We start from the raw sequence: 15,752 nt of genomic DNA on the forward strand, positions 1-15,752 counted from the left end.
GGCCACGGCGGCGATGGTGACGGCGATGGCGGCCATGGTCATGGCCACGGCGGTGATGGTGACGGCGATGGCGGCCATGGTCATGGCCACGGCGGCGATGGTGACGGCGACGGCGGCCATGGCCATGGGCACGGCGGCGATGGTGACGGCGATGGCGGCCATGGACATGGCCACGGCGGCGATGGTGACGGCGACGGCGGCCATGGCCATGGGCACGGCGGCGATGGTGACGGCGATGGCGGCCACGGCCATGGCCACGGCGGCGATGGTGACGGCGACGGCGGCCATGGCCATGGGCACGGCGGCGATGGTGACGGCGATGGCGGCCACGGCCATGGCCACGGCGGTGACGGTGACGGCGATGGCGGCCATGGTCATGGTCACGCTGGCGATGGTGACGGCGATGGCGGTCATGGTCATGGCCACGGTGGTGACGGTGACGGCGATGGCGGCCATGGTCATGGCCACGGTGGTGACGGTGACGGCGATGGCGGTCACGGTCATGGTCATGGTCACGCTGGCGATGGTGACGGCGACGGCGGCCATGGACATGGCCACGGTGGTGATGGTGACGGCGACGGCGGCCATGGACATGGCCACAGTGGTGATGGTGACGGCGATGGCGGCCATGGCCATGGGCACGGCGGTGATGGTGCCGGCGATGGCGGTCATGGCGACGGCGGCCACGGTGACGGCGGTCATGGCGATGGCGGCCACGGCGCCAGCGGTCATGGCGACGGCGGTCATGGCGACGGCGGCCACGGTGACGGCGGCCACGGTGACGGCGGTCACGGTGACGGCGGTCATGGTGACGGCGGTCATGGTGACGGCGGCCACGGCAGCAGCGGTGGCGAAGGCAAAGGCGGTTCCGGCAACGGTGGCCATGGCGGTGAAGGCGGTGGCGGCCAGGGCAACGGCGGCTACGGCCACGGCGGCCATGGTGGTGAAGGCGGCGGCCAGGGCAAAGGCGGTTCCGGCAACGGTGGCCATGGCGGTGAAGGCGGTGGCGGCCAGGGCAACGGCGGCTCCGGCCACGGCGGCCATGGCGGTGAAGGCGGCGGCCAGGGTAACGGTGGTTCCGGAAACGGCGGCCATGGCGGTGAAGGCGGTGGCGGCCAGGGCTCCGGCCACGGCGGCCATGGTGGTGAAGGCGGCGGCCAGGGTAACGGTGGTTCCGGCAACGGCGGCCATGGCGGTGAAGGCGGTGGCGGCCAGGGCAACGGCGGCTACGGCCACGGCGGCCATGGTGGTGAAGGCGGCGGCCAGGGCAACGGCGGTTCCGGCAACGGAGGCCACGGTGGCCGTGGCGGCAACGGCGGCAACGGCGGCGGTCAAGGCAGCGGCGGCCACGGTGGCGGCTACGGCGGCGGTGGCTCCGGCAATGGTGGCCACGGCGGCGGCAACCACTAACCAGTGGCAGGAGTCCCGCGAACCTTGCGGGGCTCCCGAGGGTGGAGGCCGGCGCCGCCCGGCCTCCACACCGACCGCACTCGCGCGCCGCGGGGAGTTTGCAGCGAAAGAGCCAGCAAAAAACCCAGCCAGCGAACCGGCCAACCATTCCGCAAACAAAAAACCAACCAGGCAACAAAATGGACGGCCCCCGCCGTCCACTCAACTCCTCAACTCGATCACTCTTTGCTGTACCACCAGAAAAACCCTCTCCCCCAGAACGCGCCCCGTCTCACGCGCGCCTCCGGTAAAACTACCGAACGCCGGCAGCACCCCCCGATCGATCCCAAAGCGAAAGCACGGCACACGCACTGAATCGGTCCGCGTCGCGATCCGAAAGACCGGATGCACATGCCCCGCGAGCACATACGCGTGATCGACCGCATGCGGGCGATGGCGCAGCGCCCACGCCCCGATATGCCACGGCTCGCGCACGGACTCGACATCCAACGTAAGCGGCAACGCACCGGCATGCCGATCGTGATTGCCCTCGACGAGTACCACGCGCCTCGACGCATGCCGCGCGCGCCACGCATTCAACGCATCGAGCGTGAGCGTCGACAGCGACTCGCGCGCATGCGGCAGATCGCCGAGAAACACCAGCGTCGCCGGCTCGAACTCGGTGATCAGACGTTCGATCCGCAGCAGATTCTCCGCGGTCGAACCAGTCGGCACTGGAATGCCGCGCGCGCGCAGCGCCGGATCGAAACATGCGCGCAAGCTTGACAGCACGAGAGGTCGTCCGCCGACGTTGATCGCGAGCGAGGTCGGCTTCATCGTTGCGCCGCCCGTTCGAGCTCGGCCAGCATTCGCTCGACGCGATCGGCGAGCTTCTCGGTGCTGACTTTTTCGCGCAGGCGTCCGACGATCAACGGAAACGCCAACGGGGTCGGCTTCTTGGGCCGCGTGAGCACGACGCGGTTCGCGTTCATTCGTTCGAGCGCAAAACGAATGCGCCGCACGTCGAGTTCCTGCAGCAGTACTTCGGTATCGGCCTGGCCCAGCAGCAGATTGCCGCGATCGTGCTGACGAAAGATCTGGTAGAAAAGCCCGCTCGATGCCTGCCATTGCCGCGCGCTCTTCTGCTGTCCCGGATGCGCCTGAAACACGAGTCCCGACACTCGTGCAATCTCGCGAAAACGTCGCAAGGAGAGTTCGGACGAATTGAGGCTCGCAAGAATGTCGTGATCGAGTTCGTCAGGTGAAAGCAAGCCATTCTCTATTTGCGCGGCCCAATCGAAAGCCTGCGCGCACAGCAATTCGAAACCGTAGTCGTTGATCGAAATCGAAAACGTGCCGGGCTTGTCGCGCGCGACTCGCCACGCGAGCAGAGCGCCAAGTCCGATATGCGCAATGCGTCCCGCGAACGGATAGCAGAAGAAGCGGTGACCCTCGCGCGATTTGAGCAGCTCGACGACGAGTACGCCCGGCTCGGGCAACGCCGACCACTTCTGCTGCAATTCGAGCAGCGGCCGCACCGCGCGCAATTCCGGTTCGTCGTAGATGCCGTCGGCGGCGCGCGCGAGCATCGTCAATGTGGCGTCGGCGAGCTCGGACCATAGCGGCATGCGGCTGCCGGCCCATTGCAGCGTCGCGCCGCCGCCTTCGACGAAACCCAGCGTCCAGTCGAACTCCTGCTGCGTCAGATCACGATATGCATAGGTATGCAGAAGTTCATCGTACAGCTCGAGCGCGTCGAAGCCACCGCCGATCGCAACGGTGACGAGGTGCTGCACCAGCACGTCGAACGGCTTTTGCGGCGTATCGCGGCTTTCGATCTGCTGCTTGTCGACGGCTTCACGCGCGGCCGCCGCTTCGATCAATTCGAGCGCATGCGTCGGCACGATCGTCACGCGAGACGGCAAACCGGGCGCATGTCCCGAGCGGCCCGCGCGCTGCATCAAGCGCGCGACGCCTTTTGTCGCGCCGATCTGGAACACGCGTTCCACCGGCAGAAAATCGACGCCGAGGTCGAGACTAGACGTACACACGACAACCTTTAGCAAGCCGTTCTTCAACCCACGTTCGACCCACTCGCGTACCTGCTGATCGAGCGAGCCGTGATGCAGCGCGATCACTCCGGCCCACTCGGGGCGCGCCTCGAGCAGCGCCTGGTACCACACCTCGCATTGCGAGCGCGTGTTCGTGAAGACGAGCGACGTGCGTGCTTCGTCGATCGCGCGCGCGACCGCATCGACCTGCCGCATGCCCATATGACCGCCCCACGGAAAGCGCTCGATCGTGTCGGGAATGATCGTGTCGACGATCAGTGCTTTCGGCAGCGCGCCGTGCACGCTGACGCGCGGCGTCGCGACCGGCGCGAGCAGTACCTCGGTCGCGAACGACAGATTGCCGAGCGTCGCCGACAGCCCCCACACCTGCAAGCCGGGCCGCCAATGGGTGAGACGCGCGAGCGCGAGTTTGTCGGCGAACGGGCGGCGCGCGTCGTCAAGTGAATACGAGGGGAACGGTAGCGGTTCGAACGCGGGTTCGCGCGCATCGAGCCGCGCGTGTTGCGCGCGGCTGCGCGGAATCCGGCGCGGCCTTGGCGCGCGAACGCGCTCGTCGGAGGGGGCTGGCGCTGCGGAGAGATCGTAAGCGGGGTCGTCGGAATGGGCCGGCTCGGTCATCGAAAGCGCTCTCAACAAGTGTGGCGGATTCGCTTGCCGGCGACTCGCGCCGGACGTTCATGTGGACCGCGGGGTCGCGCGACGGCTCAGCGAGGTTCCTGATGGGCGCGCAACGACCCGCGGCATCGGGCAATATGTGGGAGCCTCGGCCGACACCCGATCCGTTACAATCAAACGGACTACCCCACTGGAGATTCGCTTTGAAATCACTCGTTGCTTTGCTGGCCGCAGCCGTTCTGTCCTCGACCGCGATGGCTGCCGCGCCGACCACGGAGAAGCTGCCGTCCGGCGTCATCGTCGAACATCTGACGCAAGGCACGGGCCCGCAACCGTCCGCGACCGACGTGGTAAAGGTCAACTATCGCGGCACGCTGCCCAACGGCACCGAATTCGATAGCTCGGCCAAGCATGGCGGGCCGGCCACGTTCCCGCTCAATCGCGTGATTCCGTGCTGGACGCAAGGCGTGCAAAAGATGAAAGTCGGCGGCAAGGCGCGACTCACGTGCCCGGCGGCGACCGCATACGGCGATCGCGGCGTCGGCCCGATTCCGCCGAATACCGATCTGACCTTCGAAGTCGAACTGGTCGACATCGTCAAATAAAGCACGCGAGCGGCGCTAAAGATGCACTGACACCCGAGCCTCGCTGCGCCAATCGCAGCGAGGCTTTTTTATGGGCGCCGAATGGCCTGCCAGGGGATTCACCATGAAACGTGACAAAAGTAGCGTGCAGGTGGCCAGCATTGGTTTTACCGGCAAGAGCGCCCAGAAATTCTTCAGTTTGCTGAAGGACGCCCATGTGCGCACGGTGCTCGACGTTCGCCTGAACAACACGTCGCAACTCGCGGGCTTTGCGAAAAAGCAGGATCTGCCTTACTTTCTCGAGCAGTTGTGCAATGCGGCGTACGTGGAAATACCGGAACTGGCTCCCGAGCCGGACCTGCTCAAACGCTACCAGGGCAAGCAATTGAGCTGGGAGAACTTTCGGGAGGAATATTTCGACCTCATCGCGCGCCGCCGCGTGGAAAGTAATCTGGATATCGCGCTATTCGAATCGGGTTGCCTGCTTTGCAGTGAACATTTACCACATCATTGCCACCGGATGTTTGCGCTCGAATATCTGAACCAGCACTGGAATAGTCGTCTTTCCGTTACACATTTGACCTGACCGGCGCCGATCGGGCCAGGTTACGTTTTTCCGCCTCATTGGCCGGCGGCTTTCCGTGCCGGCAGGTTACATCTCGCCGGCCGCGCCCGCGTTTCCTTCAGTAGCCCGAATGGTTGCGTGGCGCGAAACGTGGAAAAGCGCGTCCAGTACGCATGTTTTTTCAATGCGTGTGCCGCTCGCTCGTCTACTATCTACTCACGCGCAGCTCCCTCTATTCGTCTCGCCCTATCGCCGGCCACGAACCGGCCGTGATTATGCGCGCCAGGAGCGCTTGCCATGAACATCGACTTTCATTACGGCGTGGTCTACATTGCCGCGCGCGTCGGCGGCATGACGGCCGGCGATGCGCAAACCATCGCGCATGCCTGCCAATATGTCGACGACGCAACGACGAGCGGCATACTGCGGTTCAAAGGCGGCGAGACATTCGAGCGATTCGCGACCGCGCACAAGTTATTCGATTACGCCAATACCGAGAACGACCAGAACCGGCTCGTGTGGACGCCGTTCCATTTTCTGCCGGCTGGCGAGGGTGAAAGTCTCGAGGAAAAGGCGGTTTGCCGGCCCGACAGTGAAGTTGCGCGCGAAGTCGTGCGGCGCGCGATCCGGCAGCGCGATTCGGAGACCGCGTTGCACCGGCTCGGCGTGACGCTTCATACCTATGTCGATACGTGGGCGCACCAGGGATTCGCGGGCATCGAAAGCCCGTGGAATCGCGTGCATCTTCTCGAGGCACAGGATTGCACGCGCAAAGGCTGGCTCGCGAGCCTTGAACTAGCGGTCGCGCATCTGATCGAGCATGTCGAGGAGGACGTTCTGACGATCGCGTTGCCGGTCGGCCATGGCGCCGCGTTGCATTATCCCGACCAGCCATGGGCGCGCTGGCATTACATCGACGGCCGCAATCACTTCATCTCACGACATAATTTGCCGGATTTCGTGCAGGCGGCGGATATGAGTTGTCGTGTTGTGCGAGCTTATCTGGCCGGACGCGAAGATTTCGAAAACCAGCCAGGCATGCCGGACGACGTTAAAGACGCGCTGACCCGGCTGCTCGATACGAACCGCGAACCGGACGACAACCTGCGTCTGAGAACCGTTTGCGAATGGGTGAATGCAGGCCGTATTCCAGGTTTGAAAGAACCCGTGCCCGGCTATATCGCCAAAGGACAAGGATCGTGGAAGTACCAGGCCACTGGTTTGTTGTGCGATGACGACACCGGGGACAGACCGGAGTGGACGACCGCCTTCGAGAAGAGCGACTACCGGCTCTTTCACGACGCGGTCAAACAGCACCGTTTCGTGACCACTCAGGAGATCTTGCCCGCGCGCGGATTACGCATTGCCTAAGTGATCGGAGCAGGGCGCGTGCGAACGTTTGCGGCGGCGCCCGTATTCTCCAGTCACTGCAATCGGGCTTGCTGATGCGGCGCAGCCTGAGTCGCCGCCTGCTGTTCTTCGGCGTGCTTTTTGGCCATGTGCCGTCCGACGATGCAGCCGCCGACCGCGCCGACCACCGCATGATGTCCCGCATAGTGCCCGGCGACGCCGCCCACTACCGCTCCTTTCAGGCAACCGGCCGCGTTCGCGGTGCCGGCCATTGCCAACGAGACTGCCATTGCCCCGAGGGCGATCTGAATAAAACCAGCTTTCATTGCAAGTACCATCGTGTTTGAGTGGATCGGAATTAGGGTGGCCCGGCGTCCATTTCAATAGCCGCCGCGAGCATGGCGGCTGACAAAGGACTCTCTATTGGCCATACGTCCGCCGCTGGGCACGGAGACGAAGTGTAAATGGACTTGGCCGGTACAGGAGCAACAGGTGCTGCAAGATCGTAACGGCACGTTGCCGGAGCCGGGGCCGTGTCTTTGCACGCGTCGTCAGTGGCGTTTCGCGCATGCTTGAATCCGTTCGCTATAGCGGGCCACGAAAAAAGTCCGTTTTCAAATAAAAAGTGGACTACTCTCCTTTGAATATCCAAAGGCCTGGCTATAGTAGAAGCGACTAATGCCAGAAAGCACGGCGGCGCCCCTTTCTGTCGCCGATGCGGATGACGGGGAAACACAAATGACGCCATCGAATGCAGCGATCTATCAGACCAGGACTTGTACGCCGGAGTCGTTGCGCACGCTCGCGAGCTTTCTCGAATTGGCGCTCGACGAGGGAAAAAGCGTGGTCGTGATGCGGATCGGCAAGCAGGCGCGCAGCGTTTATGTCGGAAATCCATCCGGGGCATTGGAGGATTTAACGGATTCCGGCGTCGTCGACGCTTTCCAGGCAGATGAAATGCTGGTACTGACCCGCCTGGGCCTGAACCGGATAACGGCGGACGGTCAACACTACCGCTTCATACGGAGTGTGAGGTACATTGCCGATCGCCAGGTCGTCGTTTTTACACCTATCTGAGTGGTGGTGGAACCGAAATGAAAAAGAAGAATCAGGAGGGAAGGAAAAGGAAGAAAGCTTCGATGACCCGGTAAAAAACCTGAAAGCTTCGTTATTTGAACGCCGCATCGGTGCTCGTATCGATGTATTGAAGCTCGGGATAGGTCAATACACTGCCTTTCTTCCGTCATTCATGGCATAGTTCGACGATTACCACATAAGGAGCAATCAAATGCCTTCGTTAGAGCAAATCCAAGCCAAGCTTAAGAAGCTCCAGGAGCAAGCTGACGTTCTCATTGCCAGAAAAGCACAAGCCGCGGTCGACCAGATTCGCGAATTGATGCTCAAGCACGGTCTCACGACTGCCGATATCGAAGCACAGGCGAAGGCACGACGTGCCGCGCAAGGTCTGAATGGCAATCCGGCGGGTCGCGGAAGACCTGCGGGCACGAGCAAAGCCGCCAGGTCGGCAACCCCGGCGAAGTATCGCGACCACAAAACCGGCGCGACCTGGACGGGGCACGGCCGCGCGCCTGGCTGGATCGCCGGCGTGAAGGACCGCACGGCGTTCCTGATCGACGCTGCGAGCGCAAGCAAGCCCGCGGCTGCTCCCTCCGCGAAGGGCGGCAAAGGACAGCCGAAAGGCGCCCAGCCGCCGAAGTACCTGAATCCGAAAACCGGCGCGACCTGGAGCGGCCGCGGTCCGGCGCCGGCATGGCTCGCGGCCGTCAAGGACCGCAGCAAATTCCTGATCGATGGCGCGAGCATGGCTGCCGCTCCGAAAGCGGCGAAAACGGCGGCAAAGAGCAGCCAGGCGAAAGCGACCGCGAGTGCGGTAGGCAAGAAGACCGCGGCGAAAAAAGCAACGCGCAAGACGGCCGTGAAAAAGACCGCAGCCAGAAAGGCAACTCCGGCAAGCCGGAAAGCCGCGGTGAAGAAGACCGCCGGCCGCAAAAGCGTTGTGAAGGCGGCAAGAAAAGCACCGGCGCGCAAGGCTGCTGCAAAGAGTACGGCCGCACCCGTCGCGGCGGCTCCCCAAACGCCAGAGACGCAAGCAAGCGCGTAATAGCCGTGGAGTCGTGAAGTAGATGGTTAGCACGTTCGATGCACCCCGGCAGGAAGATCAGGTCTTCCTGCTGGACTCCGCTCCTCGTCCGGCAGCCGATGCCGCCGAACCATTCATCGTCGCCAGCGATCGCCGCGTGATCCTCACTTATCCCATCGCGGAGTCGGACTTTGAACGGTTCGGGCCATTCGATCCCGACGACGATCCTTTTTGCGCGGTGCTGTTCGCCGACGCCATCTTTCACCGTCTCGGGCCGCCGGGCGGTGACGATCTCGCCATTCATCCGCTCGCGGCCCAAGGTCTCGTCGGCTGCGCGGTGCATGAAGTCGTCAATTCGTCGTTATGCGCCGAGATTGCCGCCGTGGCGACAGACTCCGTCGCCATTGCTCCCGAGGCACCGGCGCGGCGGCATTTCGTCATTACGTTTCAGGCATCGACGTTCGAATGCGTGGCATCGGACTATACGGTCATCGGCGTATTCGGCGCGGGCGAAATCGCAAGCCGCGAGGCGTTTGCATTGGTCAGATAAAGCATTGGAACCAGAAAGCAAGGCGCGGTCCTGATCCGGGCACGCGCCGTGCATGACGTGCTGATAGTGAAAGCCAGGCACGAGTGCGGCATTCTCCCGCCGGATGCGGGACTCGTATGCCGTGACCCGCCGCCTGCCATCGAGGCCACGCATGCTGACCATTTCTATTACCGCGTTCGTCACGCTCGTGATCGTTCTCCTGATCGCCAATCTGTCGAGCGGCGAGAAGAAAATAGAACACAGAATCGAGCGGCTTTATAAGAGCGAAGATCCGCAATTCCTTCGTTCGATGGGTTTATTGCTCGGTCCACCCGTGGTGCCGGGTAATCGCTTCGAGATGCTGCTCAACGGCGACCAGATCTTTCCGTCGATGCTCGAGGGCATTCGATCGGCGCGCGAAACCATCACATTTGAAACGTTCATTTACTGGTCTGGCGAGATCGGCGGACAGATTGCGCGTGCGCTGGCCGATAAGGCGCGCGAAGGTGTCGCCGTGCATGTACTGCTCGACTGGGTCGGTTCGTCGAAAATGGATCGGCACTATCTGCAACTGCTGCGGGAGGCCGGCGCCGAAGTGGTCAGGTATCACAAGCCGCATTGGACCGGACTCGGTCGCATGAACGACCGTACGCACCGCAAACTATTGGTGATCGACGGCCGGATCGGTTTTACCGGCGGGGTCGGCATAGCGCCGGAGTGGACTGGCAATGCGCAGGACGAAAAGCATTGGCGCGATACGCATTTTCGCGTGACGGGTCCAGTGGTCGGCCATATGCAGGCCGTGTTCATGGACAACTGGATCAAGGCGACCAGCAGCGTATTGCACGGTCCCGAGTATTTTCCGCACATCGATGCCGAGCCGAAAGGAGCGGGCCAGGGTCTCGCGCATATGTTCAGCAGTTCGCCGTCGGGCGGCAGTGACGACATGCAGTTGATGTATCTGATGGCCATCACCGCCGCCACGCGCAGTTTGCAGCTTGCGAGCGCGTACTTCGTGCCCGACAAGCTCACCATCAACGCGATCGTCGAAGCCGCGAAACGCGGCGTGAAAGTACAGATCGTCACGCCGGGCAAACGCATCGACACGCACACGGTGCGCGAAGCGTCGCGCGCGTGTTGGGGCGATCTACTGAAAGCGGGCATCGAGATCTACGAGTACCAGCCGACCATGTTCCATTGCAAGTTGCTGGTAGTCGACGAGTACATGGTGTCGGTCGGCTCGACGAACTTCGATAGCCGCTCGTTCAAGCTGAACGACGAAGCGAACCTGAACATCTACGACCGTGATTTCGCCACGCAGCAGACCGCCGCGTTCGACGACGACATCGCGAAGTCGAAGCGCGTCACGCTCGAAGCATGGACGCGGCGTTCGTTCACCGAGAAGCTCGTCGAAAAATTCGTGCGGCTACTGGACACGCAGCTTTGAATGCCGGTGCGAACGAGACGAAGCGCCGACGGATCAGTGAACGGCGCTGCTCAGATACGCCTCGACGTCGGGGCGCACTGCTCGCTTGCCGTTGCGGCGTTCAACGGCAGCCACATCGACGAGGCGCGCCTTTGCGTGTTGATACGCATTGGCAAAGCCGCGCAGTTGTTGCGTGACCGGACGGTCGTCGAGCCGGCGTCGTATGAGCGCTTGCGCGATGCTGCGTTCGATCAGCGCCAACTGGTGTCGATATAGTCGATGCACCGCTCACGGCAGCGCGAGGATATTGCACCAGCGCATCGAGATTGGGCGTGTTGATTTCGCCGCCGAACGCGTGGATGTCGGAGTAGCCGAGACTACCGCGCTAATTGCCCGGATTGAGCACGGGCTTGTCCGGGTCCGCCTGGGTGCGGTAAGGCAACTGCGCGGCGTGAGGATCGGTGATCGTGTTGTCGATCACGCGCTCGACGTCCGCCGTTTTGGCGAGTTCGGTGAGGAAAGTCTTCTTGTCGAAGCCCGGCGCGACGCAGCCTTCGACGTAGATAAAGCGGCGTTGCAGCGTGAGCCATAGCGTCGATTGCTCGCGCCAGTGCGTCGCGACGTTCAGATTCGCGAGACGCCGTTGCACGCTTTCGGCGATTTCCGCGTCGTACAGATACGCGTTCGGCAAACGGCAACGGCCTTCGATCCAGCAGCTATTGCCGCGTTCGATTCTGTAATGGCTCTCGTCGAGCCATTCCTTTTCGGTTTCGAATGGGCCAAGCGGAGTTGGGCAATCGGCGATCGCTTTGGATATCTGGAGGAATGGATCGTGGCCGCGATTGACGCGCGCCGGTTCGCCATCAACGCGAGCCGTGGCCACGCAAATCATCAGACCGGCAAGACTCAGTTCGAACACGCGCTTCATGCCGTGGTCGCTCCAGGTGTGGACCGCTCATTATCGCGCGCCCGCGAACCTCAACGCTTGTTGCGCCGGTTCTCGACCGCGAACTTGATCAACTCGGCCTGTCCTTCGATATCGAGCTTGCGCTTCAGATTCAGCCGATGCGTCTCCACGGTTCGCACCGACAGATCGTTGCGCTGCGCGATCTGCTTGCTCGACAGTCCCTCGGCAAGCGCATCGAGAATGTCGCGCTCGCGCGGCGTCAAGCGTTCGACCGGCGATTGCGTTGCCGACGCCTGGATCAGTCGAGCACCGATCTCCGCGCTAAAGAACGTCTTGCCGTCGAGTACCGCGCCGATCGCCTGAATGATTTCGAGCGCCGGCGAATCCTTCAGAACGTAGCCACTCGCGCCCGCGCGCACCGCCTGCGTCACGTATTCGAGGTTGTCGTGCATCGATAGCATCAGCACACGAATCGCCGGAAAGCGCTCGTGAAAGAGGCCCGCCAACGCAATGCCGTTCATGCCGCTTTTCATGCCGACATCCATCAGCGCCAGATGCGGCGCCTGTCGTTCGGCCAGCGCGAGCGCTTGCTGCGCGTCGCCCGCTTCGCCGACCACTTCGAAGTGGCGCACTGCTTCGAGCCGTGCGCGCAGACCGTCGCGCACGAGCGGATGATCGTCGACGAGCAGCAGACGCGCGATGGAAGGAGAGGTCGTGTCGTTCATGATGAGAGTTCCTGCAGGGACGGCACCGTTGCATGCGTCGTGGGCAGCGGCACGCGCGCGGCGACGACGGTGTGCCCCGGCTGCGAGTTCAGCGACAGCGTGCCGCCGAGCGCTTCGAGCCGTTCGCGCATGTTGCGCAGGCCGACACCTTCACGTCCGCCGACGAATGCTTCGGTCACGTCGAAGCCGCGGCCGTTGTCGGAGATCGTCAGCGTGACCGCATCGCGCGAAACCTCGAGCGCAAGCGCCGCGCTCGACGCCTGCGCATGTCGCACGATGTTCGTCAGCGCTTCCTGGGCGATGCGAAACAGCACGGTGTTGACCGTGTCGGGCAACGTGGCGGCATGCGTATGCGCGATCTGCGTGAAGCCGATCGCGATGCCGGACTCGTCGCCGAGTTCGCGCGTCAGTTGTTCGAGGGCGGCCGCGACGCCGAGATCGTCGAGCATCGACGGACGCAGCGCATGAGAAATGCGCCGGACTTCGCGCAGCGTATCGCCGAGCCGCGTGAGTCCGGTGGACAGGGCGGCCTCGGCGGCGGGCACGCGTGCGTCGCCGCGTTCGAGCCGCGCGAGCGCCGATTCGAGCAGCAGCTTCACGGACACCATCATCTGGCTGATGCCGTCGTGCAATTCGCGCGACAGGCGCGCTCGCTCGTTTTCCTGCGACTCGACGACCTGCTGCGCGAGCCGCTTCAGCTTCGCGTCGGCACTGCGATATTCGGTCACGTTCAGCACGAGTGCGCACAGCGCAATGACCGCGAGGCCGGCCACCGCGATCGCGTCGATCCACTTCATCGTGCGATCGATATTGGCCGCGGCCTCCTCGTCGATGTGCGCGAGCGTCGTGTCGACGTCGTCGAGATAGATGCCGGTGCCGAGCATCCAGCCCCAGCGTTCGAGCGGCACCACGTAGCCGAGTTTCGACTCCTCCTTGCCGGTCGACGGCCGATGCCACAGATAGCGCACATAGCCGCCGCCGCGCGCGGCTGCGGCGAGTAGCTGCTGGATCGTCGGCGTGCCATGGCTATCGCGCAACGACCACAGATCCCGACCCACCAGATCCGGCTCGCGCGGATGCATCAGCGTGCGGCCGTGCAGGTCGTACACGAAGAAGTAGCCGTCCTCGCCGAAATTCATCTTTTCGAGCACCGCGAGCGCACGCGTGCGCAGCAGCGCGTCGTCGCGTGCGTTGTCGCCGCCGGCCTCGTAGAGCGGCGCGATCGCAGTCGTCGCGAGTTCGACGTAGTGCTTGAGCTCGATCTCCTTACTCGCCATGTACGCGGCCTGGGTGGTCGCGTGCTGCCGCTCGGCGAGTGCGGTCGCTTCGCGGCGCACGCCCGTCTCGATGCTGGCGATCGCCGCCAGAAAGGGCACGATCGCGAGCAGCACTATCTTTGCTTTGAGTTTCATCGTTGAAAAAAGCCAGTCAACGGGCTACGTAATATTACGTAGACGGCTTACGTAGTTGCGCGCTTGAAAGCAGGCGCGCGAAGGCGAATACTACATGCCCGTCGCATGCCGCGCCGCGCGAGGCCTGGCGCTCGAGTGTGCGACGTTCCCCGATTTTCCGCCTGACCTCAGGCAACCGGGCATTTGCGCGTCGGGCCACGAGCCATCGCGCGCGCTGTCGATAATACTCAGGAGACGTTCGTGGAGACCTCCCCCTCGGCCGGCCGTTCATGGCTCTGGCTCATTTTGCTGATCCCTTATATCGCGCTGCTGTGGCTGCCGTTCTATAACGACACGCATCCGCCGCTCGCGGGCTTTCCGTTCTTCTACTGGTATCAGTTTCTGTGGGTGCCGTTGACCTCGCTGCTGATTTACATCGTGTATCGAGGTCTCAAATGAGCGATCTGAATCCTGTGAACCCGGTTGCGATGACGGTCTTCATCGCGTTCTTCGTGCTCGTCACGGTGATCGGCTTTTTTGCGGCGCGCTGGAAACGCGGCGATCTGACTCAGCTGCACGAGTGGGGTCTCGGCGGACGGCAGTTCGGCACGGTCATTTCGTGGTTCCTCGTCGGCGGCGATTTCTATACCGCCTATACGGTGATCGCGGTGCCCGCGCTCGTTTATTCGGTGGGCGCGTATGGCTTCTTCGCGCTGCCGTACACGATCATCGTTTATCCGTTCGTGTTCGCAGTGATGCCGAAGCTGTGGAAGGTTGCGCACGCGAAGAACCACATCACCGCGGCCGACTACGTGCACGGCGAGTACGGCGGCAAGTGGTTCCCGGCCGCCATCGCGCTGACCGGCATCGTCGCGACGATGCCGTATATCGCGCTGCAGCTGGTGGGCATGCAGGTCGTGATCAAGGGGCTGGGCGTCAGCGGCGAATTGCCGTTGATCGTCGCGTTCGTGATCCTCGCGCTCTATACGTATGCAAGCGGCCTGCGCGCGCCGGCGATGATCGCGTTCGTCAAGGACATCATGATCTATATCGTCGTGATCGCGGCGGTATGGCTGATTCCGGTGAAGCTCGGCGGCTATGGGCACGTGTTCGCACTGGCCGATGCGCACTTCCAGGCGAAGGGCGGCGCGACCGGTATCCTGCTGAAGCCGAATCAGTACACGGCGTTCGCATCGCTCGCGCTCGGTTCGGCGCTCGCCGCGTTCATGTATCCGCATACGATGACGGCGGTGCTGTCGTCGGCGTCGGCAAAGACGGTGCGCAAGAACGCGATCTTCCTGCCGGCCTACACGGTGCTGCTCGGCCTGATCGCGCTGCTCGGCTATATGGCGATCGCCGCTGGCGTGAACGTGAAGTCGGCAAGCGACGTGGTGCCGACCCTGTTCGGCACGCTGTTCCCGTCGTGGTTCGTCGGTTTCGCGGCTGCCGCGATTGCGATCAGCGCGCTGGTGCCGGCCGCGATCATGTCGATCGGCGCGGCGAATCTGTTCACGCGTAATCTGTGGCGTCCGCTGGTGTCGCCGAACATCTCGCCCGAGGCGGAGGCAGCCAATGCGAAGATCGTTTCGCTGGTCGTCAAGTTCGGGGCACTGCTGTTCATCGTGTTCCTGCCGACGCAGTATGCGATCGATCTGCAACTGCTCGGCGGCGTGTGGATTCTGCAAATTTTCCCGGCCATCGTGTTCACGCTGTACACGCGCCGTCTGAACACGCCGGGTCTGTTCGTCGGCTGGCTCGTCGGTATCGTGCTCGGCACGGGCCTCGCGATTTCGCAAGGGCTCAAGCCGGTGTATGGCCTGCATTTCGGCCACGAGAACTATCCGCTGTATATCGGCCTGATCGCGCTCGTCGCGAATATCGTCGTGAGCTTCGCGGTGTCGGCAGTGTCGCCGCGACGGGCTGCCGTGACGGCCTGATCGACGGTTGTCCGGCTCGATGAAGAACGCCGCGGGGCTGTTGGCGCGCGGCGTTTTTTATTGCTTCGACGGCTGGCGGCGTGGTCGGAGGTGTGCCGTGAGGGGTTTTGGCGTGAGATGACGATAATTGCGCGATGAAGGCGGGGATTTCGAGCGGGCCT

General features: G+C 63.1%; 17 protein-coding genes. 9 read left to right on the top strand and 8 right to left on the bottom strand.

Annotated elements, in window-relative coordinates:
* From HDG34_RS27605 to HDG34_RS27615, 3 genes are all read right to left on the bottom strand, one after another.
* Nucleotides 1-1,392, bottom strand: a 1,392-nt coding sequence (locus tag HDG34_RS27605; RefSeq protein ID WP_184064171.1) for a hypothetical protein, incomplete at its 3' end; no start/stop codon positions are given.
* A 219-nt stretch (nt 1,393-1,611) separates the two neighbouring features.
* Nucleotides 1,612-2,226, bottom strand: a complete 615-nt coding sequence (pdeM, locus tag HDG34_RS27610) for a ligase-associated DNA damage response endonuclease PdeM (protein ID WP_184064174.1) — start codon at nt 2,224-2,226, stop codon at nt 1,612-1,614.
* Nucleotides 2,223-4,079 carry a helicase-related protein gene (locus HDG34_RS27615; protein WP_184064177.1) on the bottom strand — a complete coding sequence of 619 codons (1,857 nt, stop codon included), beginning with the start codon at nt 4,077-4,079 and terminating at the stop codon, nt 2,223-2,225. The genes pdeM and HDG34_RS27615 overlap by 4 nt, the downstream gene beginning before the upstream one ends.
* 251 nt (nt 4,080-4,330) lie before the next feature.
* On the opposite strand from HDG34_RS27615, the gene HDG34_RS27620 reads away from it, so the two are divergent.
* The 3 genes from HDG34_RS27620 to HDG34_RS27630 all read left to right on the top strand — a co-directional run bounded on the left by HDG34_RS27620 (nt 4,331) and on the right by HDG34_RS27630 (nt 6,596).
* Nucleotides 4,331-4,681, top strand: coding sequence for an FKBP-type peptidyl-prolyl cis-trans isomerase (locus HDG34_RS27620; protein ID WP_373685682.1), 351 nt, complete (start codon nt 4,331-4,333; stop codon nt 4,679-4,681).
* 103 nt (nt 4,682-4,784) lie between these two features.
* A complete protein-coding gene (locus HDG34_RS27625) occupies nt 4,785-5,246 on the top strand; it encodes a DUF488 family protein (RefSeq protein ID WP_184064723.1) in 462 nt (153 codons plus the stop codon).
* 276 nt (nt 5,247-5,522) lie between these two features.
* On the top strand, nt 5,523-6,596 hold the full coding sequence (locus tag HDG34_RS27630) for a DUF6765 family protein (RefSeq protein WP_184064180.1): 1,074 nt from the start codon (nt 5,523-5,525) through the stop codon (nt 6,594-6,596).
* Nucleotides 6,597-6,649: 53 nt separating this feature from the next.
* Here HDG34_RS27630 and HDG34_RS27635 read toward each other — a convergent pair whose 3' ends face one another.
* The gene (locus tag HDG34_RS27635) at nt 6,650-6,901 is read right to left on the bottom strand and encodes a hypothetical protein (RefSeq protein ID WP_184064183.1); all 252 of its coding nucleotides are present in this window, start codon (nt 6,899-6,901) and stop codon (nt 6,650-6,652) included.
* 412 nt (nt 6,902-7,313) lie between these two features.
* On the opposite strand from HDG34_RS27635, the gene HDG34_RS27640 reads away from it, so the two are divergent.
* From HDG34_RS27640 to cls, 4 genes are all read left to right on the top strand, one after another.
* Nucleotides 7,314-7,652 carry a hypothetical protein gene (locus HDG34_RS27640; RefSeq protein WP_090807114.1) on the top strand — a complete coding sequence of 113 codons (339 nt, stop codon included), beginning with the start codon at nt 7,314-7,316 and terminating at the stop codon, nt 7,650-7,652.
* A gap of 211 nt (nt 7,653-7,863) precedes the next feature.
* A complete protein-coding gene (locus HDG34_RS27645) occupies nt 7,864-8,697 on the top strand; it encodes an H-NS family nucleoid-associated regulatory protein (RefSeq protein WP_184064186.1) in 834 nt (277 codons plus the stop codon).
* 22 nt (nt 8,698-8,719) lie between these two features.
* A complete protein-coding gene (locus HDG34_RS27650; RefSeq protein WP_184064189.1) occupies nt 8,720-9,226 on the top strand; it encodes a hypothetical protein in 507 nt (168 codons plus the stop codon).
* A 151-nt stretch (nt 9,227-9,377) separates the two neighbouring features.
* A complete protein-coding gene (gene cls / locus HDG34_RS27655) occupies nt 9,378-10,652 on the top strand; it encodes a cardiolipin synthase (protein WP_184064192.1) in 1,275 nt (424 codons plus the stop codon).
* Nucleotides 10,653-10,685: 33 nt separating this feature from the next.
* On the opposite strand, the gene HDG34_RS27660 is transcribed toward cls, so the two are convergent.
* From HDG34_RS27660 to HDG34_RS27675, 4 genes are all read right to left on the bottom strand, one after another.
* A complete protein-coding gene (locus HDG34_RS27660; RefSeq protein WP_260321366.1) occupies nt 10,686-10,892 on the bottom strand; it encodes a hypothetical protein in 207 nt (68 codons plus the stop codon).
* Nucleotides 10,893-11,016: 124 nt separating this feature from the next.
* Complete coding sequence (locus HDG34_RS27665) at nt 11,017-11,559, bottom strand: hypothetical protein (protein WP_184064195.1); 543 nt, start codon at nt 11,557-11,559, stop codon at nt 11,017-11,019.
* 50 nt (nt 11,560-11,609) lie between these two features.
* Nucleotides 11,610-12,263 carry a response regulator transcription factor gene (locus HDG34_RS27670; protein WP_184046652.1) on the bottom strand — a complete coding sequence of 218 codons (654 nt, stop codon included), beginning with the start codon at nt 12,261-12,263 and terminating at the stop codon, nt 11,610-11,612.
* A complete protein-coding gene (locus HDG34_RS27675) occupies nt 12,260-13,675 on the bottom strand; it encodes a cache domain-containing protein (protein ID WP_184064198.1) in 1,416 nt (471 codons plus the stop codon). Before HDG34_RS27675 ends, HDG34_RS27670 begins: the two co-directional genes overlap by 4 nt.
* A gap of 240 nt (nt 13,676-13,915) precedes the next feature.
* On the opposite strand from HDG34_RS27675, the gene HDG34_RS27680 reads away from it, so the two are divergent.
* Together HDG34_RS27680 and mctP are read left to right on the top strand one after the other, a co-directional pair.
* Nucleotides 13,916-14,113 (top strand): DUF3311 domain-containing protein, encoded by a 198-nt coding sequence (locus HDG34_RS27680; protein ID WP_090807102.1) that lies wholly within the window; start codon nt 13,916-13,918, stop codon nt 14,111-14,113.
* A complete protein-coding gene (mctP, locus tag HDG34_RS27685; RefSeq protein ID WP_184064201.1) occupies nt 14,110-15,591 on the top strand; it encodes a monocarboxylate uptake permease MctP in 1,482 nt (493 codons plus the stop codon). The genes HDG34_RS27680 and mctP overlap by 4 nt, the downstream gene beginning before the upstream one ends.
* Nucleotides 15,592-15,752: the final 161 nt, after the last annotated feature.

Source organism: Paraburkholderia sp. HC6.4b (genome assembly GCF_014200875.1).
Lineage (GTDB): Bacteria > Pseudomonadota > Gammaproteobacteria > Burkholderiales > Burkholderiaceae > Paraburkholderia > Paraburkholderia tuberum.